5 protein-coding genes are annotated in these 6,090 nt (G+C 63.5%); all 5 read right to left on the bottom strand.

What is annotated here, in order from left to right:
• Positions 1 to 1,338: PEP/pyruvate-binding domain-containing protein (locus QZ079_RS07465; RefSeq protein WP_297037151.1), on the bottom strand; the 1,338-nt coding region annotated here is incomplete at its 3' end.
• 422 nt (positions 1,339 to 1,760) lie between these two features.
• Positions 1,761 to 2,597, bottom strand: coding sequence for a pyruvate, water dikinase regulatory protein (locus QZ079_RS07460; RefSeq protein ID WP_297037147.1), 837 nt, complete (start codon positions 2,595 to 2,597; stop codon positions 1,761 to 1,763).
• A 99-nt stretch (positions 2,598 to 2,696) separates the two neighbouring features.
• A complete protein-coding gene (gene glyS / locus QZ079_RS07455) occupies positions 2,697 to 4,790 on the bottom strand; it encodes a glycine--tRNA ligase subunit beta (protein ID WP_297037144.1) in 2,094 nt (697 codons plus the stop codon).
• Positions 4,791 to 4,792: 2 nt separating this feature from the next.
• A complete protein-coding gene (locus tag QZ079_RS07450) occupies positions 4,793 to 5,707 on the bottom strand; it encodes a glycine--tRNA ligase subunit alpha (protein WP_297037142.1) in 915 nt (304 codons plus the stop codon).
• Positions 5,708 to 5,871: 164 nt separating this feature from the next.
• The coding region (gene lepB, locus QZ079_RS07445) for a signal peptidase I (RefSeq protein ID WP_297037139.1) at positions 5,872 to 6,090 on the bottom strand (219 nt) is incomplete at its 5' end.

Raw genomic sequence — 6,090 nt, 5'->3', positions numbered from 1 at the left:
GCAAGGACGGCCCTCTGCCGCCGCAGCGACCGCGTCGTCGGAGCTGAACACGACCTCGCCCACGGCCGCACCGGGGCTTGCGTTCAGGCCGCGCGCAAGGACTTCGACCTTCGCTGAGGTATCGAACTGCGGGTGGAGCAACTGATCGAGCTGGGCGGGATCGATGCGGCGCACCGCCGTCTCTTTGTCGATGAGCCCTTCTTCGACCATCTCGATCGCGATGCGAAGCGCCGCCGTAGCCGTGCGCTTGCCCACGCGCGTCTGGAGCATCCAGAGCTTGCCCTGCTCGATGGTGAACTCGATGTCGCACATATCGTGGAAGTGGTTCTCGAGGATCTGGAAGATGCGCTCGAGGTCGTCGGCGGCTTGCTTGAGCGCCGGGTATTCAGCGAGCTTCTGGATAGGCACCGTGTTGCGGATACCCGCAACGACGTCCTCGCCCTGGGCGTTCACCAAGAAGTCACCGTAGCGTTCACGTGCGCCATTGGCCGGGTTGCGCGTGAAGGCGACACCCGTCGCCGAGGTCTCGCCCTTGTTGCCGTAGGCCATAGCCTGCACGTTCACCGCGGTACCAAGGTCGTCGGGGATGCCGTTCGCCTTGCGGTAAATGCAGGCGCGCTCGTTCATCCAGCTGCCGAAAACGGCCTCGATGGCGAGCTTGAGCTGGATAGATGGATCCTGCGGAAAAGCGACTGCACCGTTTTGGATGAGCTCGGGATGTTCTTCGCCGGAAACGTGTTCGCAGAAGATGCGCTTAAACTCGCCGACGAGCTCGTGCAGCTCATCCGCCGAAAGCTCGGCATCGGTCTTCACACCTGCGACGAGGCGCTTCTCGGTGAGTGCGTTCTCGAAGAGATCGCCGTCGACGCCCATGACGACATCCGAGAACATTTGGATGAAGCGGCGATAGGAATCCCATACGAAATGCGGGTCGCCGGTCTGAGCGATGAGCCCTTCGGCGGATGCGTCCGTGAGGCCGAGGTTCAAAACCGTGTCCATCATGCCCGGCATGGAGAACGGCGCGCCGGAACGCACCGAGACAAGGAGCGGATCCTGTGGGTCGCCCAGGCGCTTGCCCATGCGCGCCTCAAGGTCGCGCGTCGCCTCCTCAATCTCAGCCAACGCGCCCTCGGGCCAGACGTTTCCCGCACTCGAATACTCCATGCAGGTCTGGCAGGTGATGGTGTAGCCTCCGGGCACCGGCAAGCCGATGCGGCACATCTCTGCGAGGTTCGCACCCTTGCCACCGAGCGTATAGTTCATGCTCGAGGCACCTTCGGTGATGTCCGCCCCGCCCGCGTCGCTGCCAAACCGGTACACGCGCTTCGTATCGCTCACGATACTCCCCCTTCCGATGGGCTATGCCCATGAATCGTGGTACGACAAAGCCCATCGGTCGATGGGCTTACGTGAACTATACGAAAGGGTGCATACCGCCGCCTGCAGACGACGTGGAGCATCGTTATCGGTACCATTTCGGCGGCGAACGGTTCGCTAAGTGGATACTCTATGAAGATACCAGTTCATGTTCTCCCAGCTTATGAGCTCGGTATGGAGAACCGTTTTCAGCCATATTTCGCATCGATTTGTATGTCACCCCAGGGGCAACACTTTGGGGACGGGGCCGAGGCGTCACTTTGGGGACGGGTACGTTTGTGTCGTTTTCGTCACAAACGTACCCGTCCCCAGAGTGTTGAAAACGACACAAACGTACCCGTCCCCAAAGTGACGCCCAAAGTGACGCTCCCCAGGGTGACGCGCTAACGGGAGGCGCGGGCGGCGAGGATGCGCTCGAGGTGCGCGATGATCTCGGCCGCGGATTCCTCGACGGCTTTGCCGTCCGTACGCACCACGAAGCAACCCAGGCGCCGATAAAGCGAACGCGCGGCGTCGAGCTCGGCGTCGATATGCGTGGGGTCGGCGTATGCCGCAGCGACGGCGAGGGCAAGCTCGTCGTTCAACCTCCGCTCACGGATATCGTGGATGACGCTCGTCGTCGAAAGCAGGCCGTAGATGCGCGCAGGATCCACCGTGAAGATGCTCGCGGGTGGTTCCATGCCGAGCGCGAGCGGAATGTTCGCAACATGATAGCCGTGGAAGGCGAGGTACATGGACAGCGGCGTCTTCGAAGTGCGAGAGATGCCGAGCAGCACGATATCCGCACCTGAAAGGTCGTCCGCGTTCCTCCCGTCATCGTGCTCGACGAAGTACTCCATGCATTCGATGCGATGGAAGTAGCTGTCGTCCGTCTCATGGATGACGCCTGGGATTCCCGCGGGCACGAGCCCGGTGAGCACGGAAAGCACGCCCATCGCAGGCCCCATGAGGTCCACAGAAGGGACGCGCAGCCGCGCGAGGAGGTCGACCACCTGTCCGCGCAGCGCCTCGTCGACGATGGTATGGAAGACAGCGATCGGAGCCGCCGCCGCGACTTTCGGCTCGAGATATGCCTCAACCTGCTCGATGCGCTCGACCTTGGGCAAGCGAGCGATGGCGATGGAGCCTTCCGGGAACTGACCGGCAGCGGCGAGCACCACGTCGCAGGCAGTGTCGCCAAGCGAGTCGGATATAACGTGAACGCACGGATGGTGTCCCATACGCCCCACCTCCCCGAGATACGTAATCTAAGACGGGCTCCAACGTACCACAGGTAGTACGTCGGAGCCCATCCAAAACGCCAAGATGCCTATTGCGAGCTATTTCTTGCGCGCAAGCTCGCCGATGTTCGCGACGCCGGCAAAGACGGCCTCGAAGCGGTTGAGCAGGCGCAGGCGATTCTCACGGAGCACCACGTCCTCATCCATGACCATCACGTCGTCGAAGAAGCGGTCGATAGGCGCACGCAGCGCAGCGAGCGCGGCGATGAGCGCCGGGAAGTCCTTCTTCTCGAGCGCACGGGCGACGGCGTCACGAGCAGCGTCGGAGGCCGAAAGCAACGCGCGCTCAGACGCTCCCATAAGCGCCTCGTCAACCTCGACCCCGAGCGAAGCATCCGCAAGATGGCTCGCGCGCGCATAGGCGGTGGCAAGGTTGTCGAACGTCTCCGCATCGCCCTGGCGCGCATCCTCGAGCGCGTGCGCAAGGGCGAAGTAGTCCACAGGAGCGGAGACGCTGCCAGCGGAAACGGCAGCAACGGTATCTGGCGCGAGCCCCTCGTCGCGTGCCATCTGCTCCATGCGACCCTTGATGAAGGCGCATACGGCAGCCTTGGTCGCGTCGATATCGAACTCGATGCCCTGTTCGGCGTATGCTTCGAGCGCGGGCTGGACGAGCTCCTCGTAGCCGCACCCCAGGCGGGCGCGCAAGATGTTCAGCACACCGATGGCGCTCCGGCGCAGCGCGAAGGGATCCTTTGAGCCGGTGGGCGGCTCACCGATCGCGAACATGCCGGCGATGGTATCGAGCTTGTCCGCCACTGCGACGATGCATCCGGCGATGCCCTCGGGCAGCTCGTCGCCGGCGAAGCGCGGACGGTAATGATCGCGAATCGCGGCGGCAACCTCGTCGGACTCCCCGGCAGCCTTCGCGTAATAGCCGCCCATGACGCCCTGTTGGCTTGTGAATTCGATGACGGCCGAGCTCACGAGGTCAGCCTTCGCGAAGTGGGCGGCACGCTGCGCATCGCTCGCGGCATGCGCCCCCACGCGCGCCTCGTGCGCGATCGCGAGGGAAAGGTCCTCGATGCGCTCGCTCTTCTGGAGCACGCTCCCGAGCTTTTCCTGGAACGCGACGTCGGCAAGATGGGAACGGAGCTCTTCGAGCGGAATCTTCAAGTCCTCGTCGTAGAAGAACTTCGCATCGTAGAGACGGGCACGCACGACGCGCTCGTTGCCGTCGATGATGCGCTCGGCGCATTCGGGGCGTCCGTTCGACACCACGACGAACTCGCGCGTGAGCGCGCCCGTCGCGTCGTAGATGGGGAAATAGCGCTGGTTCGAGAGCATGGACTCACAGATGATCTCATGCGGGACGTTGAGGAACTCCTCATCGAACGTGCCCACGAGCACCGTCGGCCACTCGCAGAGGTTCACGACCTCGTCGAGCACCTTCCTCGGCGTGTCGACGTGCGCACCGCCGCGCTCAGCCTCGATGCGTGCGATGCCCTCGGCGATAACCGCGCGGCGACGCTCCTCGGAAAGCACGCCGCCGGCCTCGAGCACCTGCTCATAGGCTTCGGGCTTCGCGACCACATGCTCACCGGGGGCGAGCACGCGATGGCCGCGCGTCGTGTTGCCGGAGACCACGTCCGCATAGCTCACGGGCACGACCTCCTCGCCCAAGAGGGCGCAGATCCAGCGGATGGGACGGACGAACGTCTCGTGCGTGGAACCCCAGCGCTGGCTGCGGTAGTTCGGCCACTCGAGGTTCGCGATGATGTCGTAGCAGAGCTTCGAGAGGAGCGGCAACGCGGGAGCCGCGGGGATGTCCTTCTCGGCGAAGACGTACTCGCGACCATCGGTATCCACGCGACGCACGAGCTCGTTGGCGGAAACGCCACACTTGCGCGCGAAGCCCTCGGCAGCCTTCGTGGGAACGCCCTCGGCGTCGAAAGCAATGTTCGCCGCGGGACCGCGCTTGACCTCGTGCACCGCTTCGGTTTCGGTCGCGACCGTCGCAAGCAGCGCCAGGCGGCGCGGCGAGGACACGACACGGACATCGCCATAGGCAAGGCCGGCGGCATCGAGTCCGCGTGTAAGCAGGCCGGGAAGCTGGCGCACCGCGTTCATGAGCGGTGCCGCAGGCATCTCCTCGCAGCCGATTTCAAACAAAAAGCTTTGGGTCTCGGCCATTCTTAGGCCACCTCCCCTTCCGTATTCGCAGCGTCTTGGGTCTCGGCAGCGAGCTTAGCGAGGTACGCCTCGCAGCACGCCTTCGCGACCGTGCGGACGCGCAGGATGTAATTCGCGCGCTCCACGGCCGAAAGCGCGCCGCGAGAATCGAGCAGGTTGAACGCATGGCTGCACTTCATAACGCAGTCGTAGGCGGGCAGCGGCAGGCCGGCCTCGAGACAGGCATGGCATTCGGCCTCGTAATCGTTGAACTTACCCCGCATCATCTCGACGTTCGCGACCTCGAAATTGTAAGCGCTGAACTCGCGCTCGTTCTCGAGAAACACGTCGCCGTAGGTCATGGGCGTACCGTCGGGCAGGTAGCTCCACACGAGGTCATACACCGAGTCCACACCCTGAACATACATGGCGAGGCGCTCGAGACCATAGGTGATCTCGACGGGAACGGGATCGACCTCGATGCCGCCCACCTGCTGGAAGTAAGTGAACTGCGTGATCTCCATGCCGTTCAGCCACACCTCCCAGCCAAGACCCCAGGCGCCGAGCGTGGGGCTCTCCCAGTCGTCTTCGACGAAGCGGACGTCGTGCTCTGCCGGGTCGATGCCAATCGCTTTGAGCGAGTCGAGGTAGAGCTCCTGGCTGTTTTCGGGCGAGGGCTTCAGCAATACCTGGAACTGGTAGTAGTGCTGCAGGCGGTTGGGGTTCTCGCCATAGCGCCCGTCGGCGGGACGGCGGCAGGGCTGCGCGTAGCACGTGCGCCAGGACGCAGGGCCGAGCGAGCGCAGCGTCGTAGCCGTGTGGAACGTGCCCGCGCCGACCTCGGAGTCGTAAGGCTGCATGATGACGCAGCCCTGCTCCCCCCAGTAGCGCTGGAGCGTGAGAATGATGTCTTGGAATGTCTGAGAAGTGGCATCCATGCCTCAAGTACCCCCTTGGTTATTTGCAAAGCCATCCCATGGTACGACGGCTGCCGTGCAAAGCGGTTAGAAAAGTAATCGCGCGGGAAAAAACCCAACCGCGCAGGGTGCCACAGCTCTCGGCTGGGCATCGTGCGCGTCGTTCGGCCTATGCCGCGCGCTCGCTACACGAGGCCGAACCGGTCGAGCGGCCAGTACCGTAACACGACGACAGCGACAAGGTCGTCTTCGGAAACCGCACCGAAGTAGCGTGAATCCGCGGAGTTCTCGCGATTATCGCCCATCACCCACACCGAGCCTTCGGGCACGGTATAGGGGAATCCAACCGAGACGCCCTCGGCCTGTGCAGCGAGTGGATAGGTCGAACCTTCCACGTACGGCTC

This window comes from uncultured Enorma sp., from assembly GCA_905210055.1.
In the GTDB taxonomy this organism is placed as follows: Bacteria; Actinomycetota; Coriobacteriia; order Coriobacteriales; family Coriobacteriaceae; genus Enorma.
This window is presented reverse-complemented; position numbering and strand designations above follow the sequence as displayed.

What these genes read in the sequence shown, in the direction of transcription:
- QZ079_RS07460 (WP_297037147.1), bottom strand. Translation starts at nt 2,597, where the DNA reads ATGGGACACCATCCGTGCGTTCACGTTATATCCGACTCGCTTGGCGAC.
- glyS (WP_297037144.1), bottom strand. Translation starts at nt 4,790, where the DNA reads ATGGCCGAGACCCAAAGCTTTTTGTTTGAAATCGGCTGCGAGGAGATG.
- QZ079_RS07450 (WP_297037142.1), bottom strand. Translation starts at nt 5,707, where the DNA reads ATGGATGCCACTTCTCAGACATTCCAAGACATCATTCTCACGCTCCAG.